Here is a 15,937-nt window from a genome sequence, read left to right on the forward strand (position 1 = left end):
GAGTGAAGATATAATTCACAGGCATGTTTACAGATCGTTAACGATTGTTCCATAATCCAAATCGTTAACAATTCACTCGGTTAGCTGTAAACAAGGAGTTTGTATGCGGATCAAGATTATCAACCCCAACACCACCCAATCGTTTACCGATGCGCTGCAGCGGCTGGCCGACGACGTAGCCCGCCCCGATACTCAGGTGCTGGCGGTCAGCCCGAGCACTGGTCCGGCGTCCATTGAAGGTTTTTACGATGAAGCGCTGGCGGTACCCGGCGTGCTGGAAGAAGTCGCCAAGGGAGATCGGGAAGAAAATATCGATGCCTATGTGCTGGCCTGTTTTGGCGACCCCGGCCTGTATGCGGCCCGGGAGCTGACCGACAAGCCGGTGCTGGGCATTGCCGAAGCGGCCTTTCACATGGCCAGCATGGCCGGCGCCTGCTTCAGCATAGTGACCACCGCGCCTCGGGTGCGCTTTATGACCGAGCATCTGGTCAGCCGTTACGGCTTCAGCGAGCACTGTAAAGGTGTTCGTACCACTCCCATGCGGGTGCTGGACCTGGCTACCTCGCCGGACACCGCCATCGCCAAGGTGATTGCCGAGTGCTGCCTGGCCATGGAAGAAGACAAGGCAGAAGCCATCGTGCTGGGCTGTGCCGGCATGTCGGCACACCGGGAGTTTATCGAGCAGGAGATCGGTATTCCGGTGATCGATGGTACCGTGGCAGCGCTCAAGCTGTGCGAAGCCATGGTGGAGATGAAACTGGGCACCAGCAAGGTGCTGACCTTTAACTGGCCACGCCCCGAGCTGGCCCCGCAGGGCAAGGGGCTGAAAATCGCCTGAGCCCACCCGCAATACGCACGGTCAATGACGGCCGTGCAGGACTGAGGGCGGCAGCGCCCTCACGTGATGGAATACCGAGGACTAAACTATGGCTATTCAGAATGTAAACAGCGAAGCCGCCATTCCCATGAGCACCGGCAAGGCCGAACCGGCCCAGGCTGCCGGCCACGACAAGAAGGCAGGGGAAGAATCCCTGGCACCGCAAAAGCACCGCATCATGGGCCGGGTGTCCTACCTGCTGGCCTGGTTCGGTGGTTGCGTGTCGATCGGCACCTTCACCATGGGCTCCAGCATTGTCGGCACCCTTAACCTGGTACAGGCGGTATCGGCCATCGCCATTGGCTGCTTCGTCATCGGCATAGCTTTGGCCCTGAACGGCGCCGCCGGTTACAAATACGGCATTCCCTTTATGGTGCAGGCCCGTAGTGCCTTTGGCTTTTCCGGCACCCGTTTTCCCGGTCTGGTGCGGGCTATTCCCGCCATTGTCTGGTACGGCTTTCAGAGCTGGATAGGGGCGGGCGCGCTGAACGCGGTGTCGGCCACCCTGTTCGGCTTCGACAACCTGGTGCTGTTCTTCGTGCTGTTCCAGTTCCTGCAGATCGGCCTGTCCATCTTTGGTTTCCAGGGCATCAAGTGGCTGGAAAACGTGGGCAGCGGCTTTATTCTGCTGGCGCTGGTGTACATGTTCTGGAGCGTGATCAACCGCTACGGCGACGAGATCACCGCCAACCTGGTGAACATGGAAGGCACCTGGGGTGTTCCCTTCTGGGGCGCGACCATGCTGTTCCTTGGTATTTACAGCACCATGATGCTGAACGTGAGTGACTACTCTCGTGAGCTGAAGGAAGGCACCAAGCCCGGCCTGCTCACCATCATCTATGCCATGTCGATTCTGCCCTGCACCCTGTTTATGGGTCTGATTGGCCTGATGGTGTCCGGCGCCACCGGTGTGTCCGACCCCATTCAGGTGTTCTCCAGCGCCGTCGACAACACCCCGCTGCTGGTGACTACCCTGCTGTTTATCGCCTTTGCTCAGGTCACTACCAACGTGCTCAACAACGTAGTACCGCCCACCTACATCCTGATGGACGTGTTCAAGCTGAAGTTCCGTACCTCTACCATTCTGGTGGGTCTGCTGGCCTTCTGCACCTTCCCCTGGGAACTGGTGAAGGAAGAGTCATCCGCCGGCCTGCAGCTGTTCGTGCAGACCTATTCCGCCTTCCTCGGCCCCATCTTTGCGGTGATGGTGGTGGACTACTTCATCCTGCGCCGTCGCAAGCTGGATATCGACAAGCTGTATGACGAGAATGGTCCCTACAAGGGTGTGAACTATGCCGCCGTCATCGCCGCCCTTACCGGTGCCCTGGTGGCCCTGACCTTCACCTCGGTGTCCTGGTACGCCAGCCTGGTACCGGCCGGCCTGACCTACTACCTGCTGATGCAGTACTGGCAGCCCTGTCAGCGCTTCCGTCAGTAATGACACCGGCCCCGCTTGTTACTAGGCGGGGCTTTTTTCGTTTTATCAAGGAGCTGCAAGCCATGGCCAGACTGGTACTGATCAATCCCAATTCCAATGCTCAGGTCACCGCCGCCATGACGGCACTGGCCCGGCGGGAGGCGGCGGGACGGGTTCAGGTTGAGGGGCTCAGTAATACAGGCGCACCGGCGCTGCTGACAACCCCCTCCGAGATCGCCACCGCCGCTGCCGGGGTGATTGAACTGGGGGTGGTCGCCGCCGCCGAAGGGGCTTCGGCGCTGATGGTGGCGGCCTTTGGCGATCCGGCACTGGCCGAGCTGCGCGAGCGGGTAACCATTCCGGTATTCGGTATCGCCGAGTCGGCCTTTCACGCGGCGGCGGTAAACGGCCGGCGTTTTGGCATTGCCACCATTACCCCGGACGCGGAGCTGCTGGCGTCGTTTGCGCAAAAGGCGCAGCGTCTTGGCTATGCTCAACAGTACTGTGGTACCCGGGTTACTCCGGGCAATCCGACTGAGCTGGTGCGCGCTCCAGCCGCCCTCGACGCCGCCCTGGCCGAGGCGGTGCGCCAGGCGGTAACGGAAGATAACGCCACTGCCGTGATCATTGGCGGTGGTCCGCTCACCGAGGCGGCGCTGCGGCTGCAACCCCGTTTTGATATTCCGTTGATTGTGCCGGTACTTGCCGCCACTCAGGCGGCACTGACGGCCATTGACGCCGACTGACATTATCCTTATTTGCGTTTTCAAGGGAGACAAACGCCATGGATGACAAGCAACTCGAAATTACCCATCACGACCCCTTGCTCTACAACGAGGATCTGGCCCCCATCAAGCACAAGGATCGCCGCTGGGGCTGGTTTGAAATTTTTAACGTCTGGTCCAACGACATACAGAGTCTGTTCGGCTATACCCTGGCCGCTTCCCTGTTTCTGAGTTACGGCCTGAACGGCTGGGCGGTGATGGCCGCCATTATTCTGGCCGGCTTTATCGTCATGGTGCTGGTCAACCTGAGTGGCAAGCCCAGCGTCAAATACGGCATTCCCTTTCCGGTCATGATCCGCTCCAGCATGGGGGTGCGGGGCGCCAATTTTCCGGCCCTGCTGCGGGCCATTATCGGTATCTTCTGGTACGGGGTGCAGACCTACTTCGCCTCCACGGCGGTCACCCTGCTGCTGACCGCCCTGTGGGGCCCCGGCGATACCGAGTGGCTCGGCATGTCGGGCACCGCCTGGCTGTCGTTCCTGATCGTCTGGGTCTTTCAGATAGCCTTGTTCTGGCAGGGCATCGAGAAGATCACCGTGTTTCTGAACTGGGCCGGCCCGCTGGTGTATCTGGTGATGCTGGTGCTGATGATGGTGGTCTGGTATCAGGCCGGTGATCAGCTGCTGCCGGCCGTGGCCACCATCTTTGATGGTGGCGGCGATTATCAGGGCAGTGATCTGGCGGCGTTCAGCGCCATTGTGGGCACCATGGTGGCCTATTTTGCCGCCGTGGTGATCAACTTTGGTGACTTTACCCGTTTTGTGCGCAGCGAGCGGCAGATGAAAATCGGCAACCTGGTGGGCCTGCCCCTGAACGTGGCCTTCTTCTCGTTTATTGCGCTGATCATTACCGCCGGCACTCTGGTGCTGTTTGGCGAGGCGCTGACCAACCCGGCGGATATTGTGGACAGGGTCGACTCCCTGCCGCTGACCATCATAGCGGCGCTGACCTTCTTTGCCGCTACCGTGGGTATCAACCTGGTGGCCAACTTTATTCCGCCGGCCTATGACCTGGCCAACCTGTTCCCCAAGGTGATCAGCTTCCGTATCGGTGGCCTGATCACCGCCGTGGTGGCCTTCTTTGTGGGTGGGCTCTGGGTGTCGGTGATCAGCCAAATCGGTATTTCCGGCTTCGTGAATGCCCTGGGGGCCATAGTCGCGCCCTTCTACGGCATTATCGTGGTGGACTATTACCTCATTAAACGCCAGAACCTGAACATGCAGCAGCTGTTCTCCCGGGATCCTGAAGGCGCCTATTTCTACCAGAGCGGCTGGAACAAAAAGGCGATTATTGCCTTTGCCATGGCAGCGGTGTTCTCCATTGCCACCGTCTGGGTGCCGGCGCTCAGCGATTTGAACGGCTACGGCTGGATGATTGGCGCGGCCCTGGGAGGGATTTTCTATTACTTCCTGGCGCCCAAAGCCAAAGGCTGACAGCCGACGCGTGACCCTTTCATAAAAAAGCCCTGCACAAGCAGGGCTTTTTGCGTTGGGGCTGTTTATCAGCAGCCTTTTTTCGGATGGCATTTGCCGTTGCCACCCCCGGTGTCACCGCCATCACCACCATCGCCGCCATCACTCTGGCCCTTGGGGCTGATGCTGATGTTGAGGGTGGCGGTCGCGGTGAGGTCACCGTCGCTGATGGTATAAGTGACGGTATCGCCGCCGCGCTTGTTGCCACTGCTATATACAAGCTGGTTATCGATCAGCGCTACCGAGCCCTTGTTGCCCTGGCTGTACTCGACGATGGTGAGCGTATCGTTGTCGGGATCGCTGTCGTTGGCGAGCACGTCTATGGTCAGCACACTGTTCAGCTGAACGCTGGCGCTGTCGTCCACCGCCACTGGTGCCTGATTGATCTCGGTAGTGCTCTCCGTAGTGGCCGAGCGCGTTGCCGACAGAGCGGTTTCGTTACCGGCGGCGTCTCTTGCCTTGACCTGAAAGCTGTAGCCGGTGCCGGCCTGCAGCCCGGTGGCACTAAAGCTGGTGCCATCCTGCCAGCCGCTGTTGCTGCAGCCGCTGCCACCGGCCACGCACAGGAAGTTGTACTGCACCACACCGGAGTCGTCAGTGGCCGGGTTTGCCGCCATGTCGATTTGCGTTGTGCCCTGTGCCGTGGGCGGCGTGGCCCACCAGCCGGCCGGGTTCGGGGTGGGCGCCGTGGTGTCGCCCTGAGCGGGAACCAGACCGCCGGAAATGAAATACATGCCCAGGCTGCCGTAGTCGCTGTAGGGGGTCACACTGTTGCCGACGCCGGTGATTTCAAGGTAATAGCGGCCGGCGGCCAGGGACTGATCGAGCTGTGCCATGGTGTCGTTCAGCGGGTCGGCACTGGCTACCAGGTTGCCCTGGGCATCGTACAGGCTGGCCTGAATGTCGAGGTTGGCGCCACGGCGGTTGTCGTTATAAAAGCTGTCCCAGCCCGGCGTGACGGTGAGGGAGACATTGCCCGCGCCGGTCTCGAACCAGAACAGATCTCTGTCGGTGCGGGTTTCGATCACCCCCTTGTTGGCCGGCATCAGATTGCCGGGGTCGATTTCCGGCGAGGTGGATTGAATGTTGCCGCCGGCATCGGCCACCAGCGGGGTGGCGCTGGCCAGGTCATTGCCGTGGTCATCGGTGCGCATGGCCAGCTTGTTGCCGATGATCTGAATATCGTCCTGTGTGTTATTGGCGTCGCTGTATTCGCCCTGGCTCCACTGGGTGACCTGGGCGTAGTAGCCCACGCCCATGATCGGGCCCCAGGAGACATAACCGGTGCCGTGGCCGCCGTAGTAACCCTGAGTGGAAGTGCCATCATGGCTGAGTCCGAGGTTGTGCCCGAACTCGTGGGTGGCCGCTTCGGCGATATAGGAAGCTACCTTCCCCAGATTATTGGCGTAGACCAGCGCCGGTGAGTAGTACTCGTAGTTGCTGCGACCCCAGACGCCCACATAGGCGACCCCGCCGGCACCCGATGCCGGCATGGGCGTGCCGAACTCATCGGTATCTTCGGTGATCAGTACATGGCCGACGTTTGGCCCGAACGCACCAGGATCCTCGGTGGTGACGTCAATATCAAACGGCGCCATATCCTCGGCGATACGGTGCCAGATTTCGGCGATGCGGCCGCGTTCGGTGTCGCTGAAGCTGGCCGGGCTGCCATCGGTATCGTAAGGCCGGGCATGGAAGGTGGCCCCACCCTCCCAGGCGGTTCCGCTGATCACGTGGCCGTCAAAGTCGAGAAACACGACCTTGCCGGCGCCGGGACGGCTGTGCAGAAAAAAGGTGTCTTCCGGTGCGACCGCCAGCGGCTCACCCACCTTGTCGGTGGTGTCGTCCGCGGTGTGTTCCGGCAGCACGGTATCCTCATAAAAAATGGCGCCGTCCTGGTCGGTCCGCAGAAACTCGAAGTCCTGGTCCGGAATATTGAACTGCTCAAGCCATTCCAGGGCCCGCTGCTGGGCGGGGTAGGGCAGCTTTTCGATCTGGGTTTTCAACCGGCCGGGGGGCAGGTTGTCGGGGTTGCCGTCGAACTTGGGCGCGGCCTGGGCGGTAAACGTCACCAGCAGTGACATCAGACACCCGGCAAGGGGAGTGTTCGGTTTGAAGTTCATCCTGAGGTTTCCTTGTTCGCCCCGACCATCGAATGGCGGGCGTCGCTGTTATGATGCCACTGTGCCTATCCCCGAGTGGTGCCGTATGGGCCAAACGGGGTAATTCCTAAGCAGAATGCTAGCGGGGCGGACCTGAGCCTGCCAGTTTCACCTGGGCCTATTGCGGCCTTGCTGCTCGCGTTTGGGGGCTTCTTCCCACGACCGCCGGCGGCATTGACTCTGTGCCTGGCGTGCCTCCATGATGATCCCTCCTGCGCCGGCGGCACGTCAGTCAGTGTCGCATGGGCGCCATGCCAGTCCGGTCCTGCCGGGGGAGCGGGCCTGAGGTGATTCAGAGAGGAGCCGCTGTGGTTTTCACACCTGGCTGCCTTCTTGCTTTTAACGAATGAGTGCATGATTGTTGACAATGAAAAGCCATGTTAACCTCAGGTTAAACGGCGATGGTTTCGCCGTGGTTAACGGTATGGTGGAGAGGCCATGACCCGCTCGCCCAACCGAGCACAAGGACAAGCCCATGAATAATAAAAACACGGATCTGGACAAGGTTTATCAGCGTATCTGGGAGGCGATCGTCGCCCACAAGCTGTTGCCGGGCACCCGGCTGAAGGAAGAAGAGCTGTGCGACACCTTTGGCTTAAGCCGGGGGTTTGTGCGCAAGCTGCTGCTGCAGCTGTCCTATCACAAGCTGGTGAACCTGGTGCCCAACAGCGGTGCCTTTGTGGCCGAGCCCTCGCCGGAAGAGGCGCGGGATATTTTTCAGGCCCGCCGGCTGATCGAGGCCGAGCTGGTGCGGGAGCTGGCGAGCAAGTGCACCCTGCGGGAGAAAAAGCTGCTGCAGGAACATCTGGAGCAGGAGCACCAGGCGGCCGAGCGGGGCGATCAGAGCCTGCGCATTCGGCTCTCCGGTGAGTTTCACCTGCTGATTGGCAAGCTGGCCAACAAGCCGGTGCTGACCTCCTTTTTACATGAAATCATTCCCCGTTCGTCACTGATTGTGGCGCTGTACCAGAACGGATCCCGCAAGGGCCATCATCATGGCGCCGGACCGTCCTGCAGCGAACATAATGAGCTGCTGGAAGCCATTGCCGGTCATCATACCGAGCGAGCGGTGCAACTGATGATTGACCACCTCAACGAGATTGAGGCCCGGTTGCAACTGGAGCCGCCAACCGAGGAAGACGTCAACCTCAAGCATATTTTTGCCGACTTCTGAGTCTTGACCGGCTCAGGCGGTGGGCTAAGATGCCAACACACTGATTTTATTAAGCACTGACGGCGGCCACTAGGCCGCCGTTTTGCATAGCGGGCGCGGTGCCCGCCGTTATTGCCGGCAGGTGTCGTTGCAGGCGCTGATCAGCCGCTCCGCCAGCAGCTTGCAGTGAGCCGAGAGCTTGTCCTGAGCGTGCAGGGTCAACTCAAGATCCGGCACGTCCGGCAGGCCGTCGGCCTCGGAGAGAATGCGGTGGTCGGCGGTGACCAGCCGCCGGGGCAGCAGCGAGATGCCAAAGCCCGCTTCCACCGCGCAACAGACGCCCGACAGACTTGTACTCACGTAAGCCAGCCGCCAGCTGCGGCCCAGCCGATCAAAGGTATGGGCCATTTCGCCCCGGTACAGGCCGCCGATGGGAAAGGTGACCAATGGCACCGGATGACTGGCCAGGTTATTGCTCTCTAGGCCGTCTATCCAGCACAGGGGTTCGGGCCAGCTGGCCAGCCCGGGCACGCTGCCCGGGCGCTGCTTGACCAGGGCGAGATCCAGCTCGCCGCGCTGAAACTCCCGCCAGATATCGCTGCACAGGCCGCTTTTCACTTCCAGCCGAATGCCGGGGTACTGGTCGGCAAAGCCGGACAGGGCCGGCATGATGGCGTGGGTGGCGAAGTCCTCCGGCACCCCCAGGCGTATTTTCTGCTGCTCTATGCTCAGGCTGGTCTGGGCCACCGCTTCCTGCATCAGCTGCAGAATGCGGCGGGCGTAGTTGAGCACCCGCTCGCCTTCCAGGGTGGCGGTAATATAGCGCCCCTTGCGATTAAGCAGCTCGCAGCTAAGCTGGGATTCCAGCTTGCGCACCTGCTGGCTGACGGTGGACTGGGTGAGGTGGGTACTGTCGGCGGCGCGGGTAAAGCTGCCGGTGTCCACCACGGCCACGAAGCTGCGCAGCAGTACCGGATCGAGCGTTGTCAGTTGAGTCATTTTGTCCTGGTAGTGGGAAATGCACTGGGTTCCATTGGATTATTTAATTTATAAATCATTCGGCCATGCTCTACAATCCATGTGTTCAGCATTTAAGCAGTGCGGCTCACCAGGGTGACCGGGCTGCTTTCGTTGGCAATGTCCAACCATCAAGCATAAAGGACGAAGTAATGGCCCGTAATACCTATTATGCCCCCAAGGGCGGTCTGCCCCCGCAGACTCAGATGATCCACGATCGTGCCGTGTTCACCGAAGCCTACGCCGTGATTCCGAAAGGCGTTATGAGCGACATCGTGACCAGCTTCCTGCCGTTCTGGGATGAAACCCGTCTGTGGGTTATCGCCCGTCCGATGAGCGGTTTCTCCGAGACCTTCTCTCACTACATCATGGAAGTGTCTCCCAATGGTGGCAGCGAGAAGCCCGAGCTGGATGCCGGTGCCGAAGGCGTTATCTTCATCGTTGAAGGTGAAATGACCCTGACTCTGGAAGGCAAAGAGCATCACATGGAGCTGGGTGGCTACGCCTACCTGCCGCCGGGTGCCAACTGGACCGTTAAGAACAACAGCGGTGAGCCGGTTCGCTTCCACTGGCTGCGCAAGGCCTACGAATTTGTAGACGGTATCGACGTGCCGGAAGCCTTCGTAACCAACGAAAACGACATCGAGCCGACTTCCATGCCGGACACCGATGACGTCTGGGCCACCACCCGCTTCACCGATCCGACCGACCTGCGTCACGACATGCATGTAAACATCGTGACCTTCCAGTCTGGCGGCGTGATCCCGTTCGACGAAACTCACGTAATGGAGCACGGCCTGTACGTGCTGGAAGGCAAGGCGGTTTACCACCTGAACCAGGACTGGGTTGAAGTTGAAGCCGGTGACTACATGTGGCTGCGCGCCTTCTGCCCGCAGGCCTGTTACGCCGCTGGCCCGACCCGCTTCCGTTACCTGCTGTACAAGGACGTGAACCGTCACATGGTTCTGAACTCGTCCCCCGCTTACCGCGGCAACCGTCGCTAAGCAGCAGTTGGAACGATAAAAAGGCAGCCTTCAGGCTGCCTTTTTGCGTTTATGGTAGGAAGTAAAACCCCTCACCCCTCACGTTTACGTCTCACGCTTCCAGCAGCCATTCCTGCAACTGGCCAAGAGAAGTGACCTGGTGGTGCGGGGTGATGCCTTCGGGGGTAGGGGCGCCGAGGGTGTTGAGCCAGCAGGTGTGCAGGCCGGCGTTCAGGCCGCCGAGAATATCGGAGTGAGGGTTGTCGCCCACCATCAGTACCCGGTCGCGTTCGGGGTTGCCCATCAGGTCAAGGGCGTGTTCAAAGATGCCCGCGTGGGGCTTGGCCACGCCCACTTCTTCCGATACCACCAGGGGCGAAAAGGCATGCTCCCAGCCGGCCCGCTGCAGCCGGGCCTGCTGCATGGAAGCAAATCCATTGGTGATGATCCCCAAGCGCGCCTTGCCTTGCAGTGACGCAATCAGCTCGCTGGCGCCGGGCAGCAGGGTACACACTTCCACCATGGTGCTCATAAAGGCCTCGTTGAGGTGCTCGGTGGTCACCGCCAGCCGTTCGGCCCAGGGCACAAAGCGGCGGTGACGCAGCTCCGCGGCACTGATATCACCGTTCTGGTAGGCCACCCACAGTGGCTGGTTCTGAGTCTGATACTGCACAAAGGCCTGTTCATCAAAGTGCACACCAAAGCTGGCGAACATGCGTTTCAGGCCGGCAAAGGCGTCGAAATGAAACAGGGTGTCGTCGGCGTCGAACAGTATCCAGTCATAGCGCATGTGGTCAAAACTCCGGAGCAAGTGGCCGTTAAAAGGGGCACAGTGTAGAAAGCCTGATGGGGAAAACTCAATGGCCGCAGTAAATTATGCTTAAAACGGCGGCCTGTTCTGCCCTAAGATACGGTCGCAAATGAATATAACCATAACGAGGAAAGAGCATGGAGTTTTCCAGCTGGCTGGCTCTGGCGGCCATCTGCATCATGGGGGCCATGAGTCCCGGCCCCAGCCTGGCGGTGGTAATCCGCAATACGGTGCGCGGTGGCCAGGGCCACGGCGTGCTCACCGCCCTGGGCCACGGTCTGGGGGTGGGGCTTTATGCGCTGATCACCGCCCTGGGGCTGGCGCTGCTGATCACCCGCAACCCGCTGCTGTTTGATGTCATTCGTTATGGTGGCGCCGCCTTTCTGGCCTGGCTCGGCATCAAGGCCTTGCTGGCGCGGCCGCAGCCGGGGGAGATGAATGAGAGCGGCCATGCCGTGTGTGGCCGTCAGGGCGCCTTTGAAGGTTTTATGGTGGCCTTTCTCAATCCGCAACTGGCCATCTTTTTTGTGGCGCTGTTCAGCCAGTTTGTGCGGGCCGACACCGGCTGGCAGCAGGGCGGCATCATGATGTTGACCGCCGGCGGCATCGATGCGCTCTGGTATGTGCTGGTGGCGCTGTTGCTGTCCCGGGGGCCCGTGCTGGGCTGGCTGCGTGCCAAGTCGTTTGTGATCGACAAGCTCAGCGGTCTGGTATTGCTGGCGCTGGCCTGCAAGGTGGTGTGGTGAATTAACTCAGCCGGCGCGTCATGGTTGTGTGCTGGATCAAAGTTTGGTAGCCTTTCGCGGTCAAAAAAGCGGCCTTTGTGGTCTGCATCACTCTTTTAATTACACCAGTTACCAACGGAATCAGACCGTGAGCCCGATGTTGCACCTGCCCATAGCCGAGAGATGGCACGACCTGGCGTCGTTGTCACGGTCCGGTATGGACGGATTTGGCATTCTCGGCGCCATCATGGTGCTGGAACTGGTGGGCGACTGGCTGCTGAGCTGGACCGGCCTCTCCGCCGATGTATTTGAATACCAGGCCCAGCTGGCCGATCTGCAACCCATGCAGGCGCTGAAAGCCCTGCTGTGTACCAGCCTGCTGGTTTTTGCGCCGCTGTTGCTGCAATGGCTGCTGCTGTTGCTGCACCTGCTGCTGCAAACCCTTAACTGGCCCCGGCTGACTCAGCCAAAACCTCCTTTTTCTGCTTCCACCAAGCCGCGCCGTGCCCTGTTAAGAGCGCACAGCTGCCGCGCGCCACCTGTTTGCCCCTGCGGACTCTGACAGCCTGACGGCGTAACCATCACGCCCGCTCTGCCTGTTCGATCCTCCGCGGTCGGGTCATACCCGATATTCCCAACATGGTCTTGCCGATGAGCGGCAAGATAGCACCCATAGGAATAGGGGAAGGTTTCCTTTGTTTATTCGAAAGTTAGTTAACCTGCTGCTGGCAGGGGCGGCGTCCGTGATGCTGGCCGGCTGCGAAGGCGGCGTGCTCGACCCCAAGGGTCAGATCGGCGCCGACGAAAAGTACCTGATTATCGTCGCCACCTGCCTGATGTTGCTGGTGGTGGTGCCGGTGATCGTGATGACGCTGTACTTTGCCTGGAAATACCGGGAAGGGCGCAACGAGATCTATGAGCCCAAGTGGGCGCACTCCACCAAAATCGAAACCGTGGTGTGGGTCATTCCCATCATCATTATCGTGATTCTGGGCACCATCACCTGGCGCTCCACCCATGAGCTGGATCCGTACAAAAAGCTGGACCACGAGAAAGATCACCTGGTGGTGCAGGTGGTGTCACTGAACTGGAAGTGGCTGTTTATCTATCCGGAGCAGGGCATCGCCACCGTCAACGAGCTGGTGTTCCCGAAAGACGTGCCGGTGGAGTTCCGCATTACCTCCGACACCACCATGAACTCGTTTTTCATTCCGCAACTGGGTGGCCAGATCTACTCCATGGCGGGCATGGAGACTCAGCTGCACCTGATCGCCAACGAAGCCGGCCGTTTTGACGGCATCTCCGCCAACTACAGCGGCGAAGGCTTTACCGGCATGCAGTTTGACGCCATTGCCACCGAAGACGAAGCCGGTTTTGACGCCTGGGTGAACAAGGTGAAGGAAGACCGCCACACCCTCAACATGGCGGCCTACAACCAGCTGGCCGAGCCCAGCGAAAACCATCCGGTGGAATACTTCGGCGATGTCAGCCCGGATCTCTTCCACAACGTAGTGATGAAGTTCATGCAGGATCATCACCCCATTGCGGGCGATGAGCACTCCCATCACCTGTCAGCCAGCGCCATGATGGAGGCTGAGAAATAATATGTCGTTACTAGGTAAACTCACACTCGACGCCATTCCCTACCATGAGCCCATTATCATGGTGACCCTGGGTGTGGTGGCCATTGCCGCCATGGTGATCGCCTTCCTGGTCACCCGTCATCAGAAATGGGGCGTGCTCTGGCGCGACTGGATCACTTCGGTGGACCACAAGCGACTGGGCATCATGTATATCGTGCTGGCTTTCGTCATGCTGATCCGCGGCTTTGCCGACGCCATCATGATGCGGGCCCAGCTGGCACTGTCGACCAACGGTGCCGACGGCTACCTGCCGCCGGAGCACTACGACCAGATCTTCACCGCGCACGGTGTCATCATGATCATCTTCATGGCCATGCCATTCATGATCGGCCTGATGAACATAGTGCTGCCGCTGCAGATCGGTGCCCGCGACGTGGCCTTCCCCTTCCTGAACAACCTCAGCTTCTGGCTGGCGGTGTCCGGCGCCGTGCTGGTGAACATCTCCCTCGGTCTGGGTGAATTCGCCAAGACCGGCTGGGTGGCTTATCCGCCGCTGTCGGAGACCAGCTTCAGTCCGGGCGTGGGGGTCGATTACTATATCTGGGCCTTGCAGATATCGGGTATCGGCACCCTGCTTACCGGCGTTAACTTCCTGGTGACCGTGTTCAAGATGCGTACCCCGGGCATGAAGCTGATGCAGATGCCGATCTTCACCTGGACCTGCACCTGGGCCAACATTCTGATCGTGGCGTCCTTCCCCATCCTGACCGCGGTACTGGGCATGCTGACCCTGGACCGTTATCTGGACTTCCACTTCTTTACCAACGCCGCCGGCGGCAACGCCATGATGTACATCAACCTGTTCTGGGCCTGGGGTCATCCCGAGGTGTACATTCTGATTTTGCCGGCCTTTGGCATTTTCTCCGAGGTGATCTCCACCTTTACCGGCAAGCGCCTGTTTGGCTACAACTCCATGGTGTATGCCAGTGGCGCCATCTCGGTGCTGGGTTTCATCGTGTGGCTGCACCACTTCTTCACCATGGGCTCCAGCGCCAACGTCAACGCCTTCTTTGGCGTCATGACCATGATCATCGCCGTGCCCACCGGGGTGAAGCTGTTCAACTGGCTGTTCACCATCTATCGCGGCCGGCTGCGCATGACGGTACCGGTGCTGTGGACCCTGGGCTTTATGACCACCTTTACCATTGGTGGCATGACCGGCGTGCTGTTGGCACTGCCCGGTGCCGACTTCGTGCTGCACAACAGCCTGTTCCTGATCGCCCACTTCCACAACACCATCATCGGTGGTGCCGTGTTCGGTTACCTGGCCGGCTTTGCCTTCTGGTTCCCGAAAGCCATGGGCTTCCACCTCAACGAGAAGCTGGGCAAGGTGTCGTTCTGGTGCTGGCAAATCGGCTTCTACGTGGCCTTTATGCCGCTGTACGTGCTGGGCTTTCTGGGCATGACCCGTCGCCTCAACAGCACCGACAACCCGGCCTGGAACTTCTGGCTCTATCTGGCCGCCGTGGGCGCCGTGTTCATTTTTGTCGGCATAGTGGTGCAGTTCTACCAGCTGTATACCGCCTTCCGTGACCGTGAAGCGAACAAGGACCTGACCGGTGACCCCTGGAACGGCCACACCCTGGAGTGGTCCACCGCGTCACCGCCCCAGTTCTACAACTTTGCCAAACTGCCTCACGTCAGCGACATCGACGCCTTTACCGACATGAAGGAAAAAGGCACCGCGCACAAGGCGCAGGGCGACTATCAGCCGATCCACATGCCGAAGAACACCGCCTGTGGCGTGCTGATCGCCGCCGCTGCCACCGCCGCCGGTTTTGGTGCCATCTGGCATATCTGGTGGATGGTGATTGCCGGTCTGGTGGCCAGCTTTGTTGTCTTCCTGTGCCGGGCCTATGACACCGACACCGACTATTACGTGCAGCCCGACGAGGTCGAGCGCATCGAGCAGGCACACCTGCGTAACGTGATGATGAAGGAGGCCTGATGGAAGCCGTATCCGTCGATCTCAAACAGGTGCAGGCGCACCACGAAGAAGAGCACCACGACACCGGGGGCAATACCCTGTTCGGTTTCTGGCTCTACCTGATGACCGACTGCCTGCTGTTCGCGTCTGTATTCGCCACCTATGCGGTGCTCTACATGAACACCGCCGGTGGTCCGGGCGGCCGTGAGCTGTTTGATCTGAAATTTGTGGCGGTGGAAACCGCCGTGCTGCTGGTGTCCAGCATCACCTACGGCTTTGCCATGCTCGCCGGCCATAACCACAAGCGGGGCCTGACCCTGCTGTGGCTGCTGGTGACCTTTGCCCTGGGTGCCACCTTTATCGGCATGGAACTCTATGAGTTCAACCACCTGATCGCCGAAGGTGCCGGTCCGCAGCGCAGCGCCTTCCTCACCTCCTTCTTTACCCTGGTGGGCATGCACGGTCTGCACGTGACCGCCGGCCTGGTGTGGATGCTGGTGCTGATGGTGGAGCTGATGAAGCGGGGCACCGGCCCCCGCACCCTGACCCGTCTGGGCTGCCTGAGCATGTTCTGGCACTTCCTCGACGTGGTGTGGATCTGTGTGTTTACCGTGGTGTATCTGATGGGGGCAATGGCATGAGTCACAACCATGACGCCGTGGATCACGGCAGCGTGAAATCCTATCTCACCGGCTTTGTGCTGTCGGTGATCCTGACCGCCATTCCGTTTTGGGCGGTGATGACCGGCCAGCTGAGCCCGGGGGCCACCCTGGGCACTGTGGTGTTGTTGGCCATTGTGCAAATCGTGGTGCACCTCAAGTACTTCCTGCACCTGAGCTTCAAGCCCGGCAGCCGGGAAAATACCGTGGCCTTTTTGTTCTCCGCCCTCATTATCGTGATGGTGGTGGGCCTGTCGGTGTGGATCATCATCAGCTCCAACGAAATGATGATGTACTAAGGCGCTC

At 60.0% G+C, this 15,937-nt stretch carries 15 protein-coding genes; 12 read left to right on the forward strand and 3 right to left on the reverse strand.

Annotated features, from left to right (window positions below):
• The first annotated feature begins 103 nt into the window (after positions 1–103).
• From Q9290_RS13415 to Q9290_RS13430, 4 genes are all read left to right on the forward strand, one after another.
• Positions 104–838, forward strand: a complete 735-nt coding sequence (locus Q9290_RS13415) for an aspartate/glutamate racemase family protein (protein WP_306080163.1) — start codon at positions 104–106, stop codon at positions 836–838.
• A gap of 88 nt (positions 839–926) precedes the next feature.
• Entirely contained in the window at positions 927–2,315 is a 1,389-nt protein-coding gene (locus Q9290_RS13420; RefSeq protein WP_306080165.1) for an NCS1 family transporter, read from the forward strand.
• 62 nt (positions 2,316–2,377) lie between these two features.
• Positions 2,378–3,040 (forward strand): aspartate/glutamate racemase family protein, encoded by a 663-nt coding sequence (locus Q9290_RS13425; protein ID WP_306080166.1) that lies wholly within the window; start codon positions 2,378–2,380, stop codon positions 3,038–3,040.
• 38 nt (positions 3,041–3,078) lie between these two features.
• Complete coding sequence (locus tag Q9290_RS13430) at positions 3,079–4,512, forward strand: NCS1 family nucleobase:cation symporter-1 (RefSeq protein WP_306080167.1); 1,434 nt, start codon at positions 3,079–3,081, stop codon at positions 4,510–4,512.
• A gap of 68 nt (positions 4,513–4,580) precedes the next feature.
• Here the strand turns inward: Q9290_RS13430 and Q9290_RS13435 are convergent, their stop codons facing one another.
• On the reverse strand, positions 4,581–6,674 hold the full coding sequence (locus tag Q9290_RS13435) for an Ig-like domain-containing protein (protein WP_306080168.1): 2,094 nt from the start codon (positions 6,672–6,674) through the stop codon (positions 4,581–4,583).
• Positions 6,675–7,188: 514 nt separating this feature from the next.
• Here Q9290_RS13435 and Q9290_RS13440 point away from each other — a divergent pair.
• Positions 7,189–7,887: a GntR family transcriptional regulator gene (locus tag Q9290_RS13440; protein WP_306080169.1), complete on the forward strand. Its 699-nt coding sequence runs from the start codon at positions 7,189–7,191 to the stop codon at positions 7,885–7,887.
• A 108-nt stretch (positions 7,888–7,995) separates the two neighbouring features.
• On the opposite strand, the gene Q9290_RS13445 is transcribed toward Q9290_RS13440, so the two are convergent.
• Entirely contained in the window at positions 7,996–8,865 is an 870-nt protein-coding gene (locus Q9290_RS13445) for a LysR substrate-binding domain-containing protein (protein WP_306080171.1), read from the reverse strand.
• 170 nt (positions 8,866–9,035) lie between these two features.
• Here Q9290_RS13445 and Q9290_RS13450 point away from each other — a divergent pair, with 170 nt between their 5' ends.
• The gene (locus tag Q9290_RS13450) at positions 9,036–9,887 is read left to right on the forward strand and encodes a bifunctional allantoicase/(S)-ureidoglycine aminohydrolase (RefSeq protein ID WP_306080172.1); all 852 of its coding nucleotides are present in this window, start codon (positions 9,036–9,038) and stop codon (positions 9,885–9,887) included.
• Between the two features lie 91 nt (positions 9,888–9,978).
• Here the strand turns inward: Q9290_RS13450 and yjjG are convergent, their stop codons facing one another.
• A complete protein-coding gene (gene yjjG / locus Q9290_RS13455; protein WP_306080173.1) occupies positions 9,979–10,656 on the reverse strand; it encodes a pyrimidine 5'-nucleotidase in 678 nt (225 codons plus the stop codon).
• Between the two features lie 158 nt (positions 10,657–10,814).
• On the opposite strand from yjjG, the gene Q9290_RS13460 reads away from it, so the two are divergent.
• From Q9290_RS13460 to cyoD, 6 genes are all read left to right on the forward strand, one after another.
• Positions 10,815–11,423 (forward strand): LysE family translocator, encoded by a 609-nt coding sequence (locus Q9290_RS13460; protein WP_306080174.1) that lies wholly within the window; start codon positions 10,815–10,817, stop codon positions 11,421–11,423.
• Positions 11,424–11,559: 136 nt separating this feature from the next.
• A complete protein-coding gene (locus Q9290_RS13465; RefSeq protein ID WP_306080249.1) occupies positions 11,560–11,964 on the forward strand; it encodes a hypothetical protein in 405 nt (134 codons plus the stop codon).
• Between the two features lie 133 nt (positions 11,965–12,097).
• The gene (gene cyoA / locus Q9290_RS13470; protein ID WP_306080175.1) at positions 12,098–13,006 is read left to right on the forward strand and encodes a ubiquinol oxidase subunit II; all 909 of its coding nucleotides are present in this window, start codon (positions 12,098–12,100) and stop codon (positions 13,004–13,006) included.
• Position 13,007: 1 nt separating this feature from the next.
• On the forward strand, positions 13,008–14,993 hold the full coding sequence (cyoB, locus tag Q9290_RS13475) for a cytochrome o ubiquinol oxidase subunit I (protein WP_306080176.1): 1,986 nt from the start codon (positions 13,008–13,010) through the stop codon (positions 14,991–14,993).
• Positions 14,993–15,613: a cytochrome o ubiquinol oxidase subunit III gene (gene cyoC / locus Q9290_RS13480; protein WP_306080177.1), complete on the forward strand. Its 621-nt coding sequence runs from the start codon at positions 14,993–14,995 to the stop codon at positions 15,611–15,613. Before cyoB ends, cyoC begins: the two co-directional genes overlap by 1 nt.
• Positions 15,610–15,930: a cytochrome o ubiquinol oxidase subunit IV gene (gene cyoD / locus Q9290_RS13485; protein ID WP_019934748.1), complete on the forward strand. Its 321-nt coding sequence runs from the start codon at positions 15,610–15,612 to the stop codon at positions 15,928–15,930. The genes cyoC and cyoD overlap by 4 nt, the downstream gene beginning before the upstream one ends.
• The last annotated feature ends 7 nt before the right edge of the window (positions 15,931–15,937 follow it).

Source organism: Oceanimonas aquatica, from assembly GCF_030732065.1.
Classification (GTDB): Bacteria; Pseudomonadota; Gammaproteobacteria; order Enterobacterales; family Aeromonadaceae; genus Oceanimonas.